This window comes from Micrococcus sp. GbtcB5 (assembly GCF_019091605.1).
Classification (GTDB): Bacteria; Actinomycetota; Actinomycetes; order Actinomycetales; family Micrococcaceae; genus Micrococcus; species Micrococcus luteus.
In genome coordinates this window covers 1-278 of the sequence record NZ_JAGXJK010000177.1, presented here as the reverse complement: position 1 = coordinate 278, position 278 = coordinate 1, and the positions used below count along the sequence as shown (strand labels likewise).

Sequence of the window (278 nt, the reverse complement as noted above, 5' to 3'; positions counted from 1 at the left end):
GGATCAATCGGAAACCCCTTCTCAGAGGGTCTGCTCGTGGTGGATGGGCAATGCGGCGATGAGGGGATGGACGAAGCCCGTCGGTCCGGTCTTCGCGGCTCCTCCGGGAGAACCCAACTCGTCGAAGAACTCGACGTTGGCCTTGGAGTAGTCAGACCATTCGTCGGGCAGGTCGTCTTCGTAGTAGATGGCCTCGACGGGGCAGACCGGTTCGCAGGCTCCGCAGTCGACGCATTCGTCGGGGTGGATGTAGAGCGAGCGTTCGCCCTCGTAGATGC

General features: G+C 62.2%; 1 protein-coding gene. It reads right to left on the bottom strand.

From position 1 onward, the window contains the following. Window positions 1-21 precede the first annotated feature (21 nt). Window positions 22-276, bottom strand: a complete 255-nt coding sequence (fdxA, locus tag KVS67_RS11925) for a ferredoxin (protein WP_368669066.1) — start codon at window positions 274-276, stop codon at window positions 22-24. Window positions 277-278 lie beyond the last annotated feature (2 nt).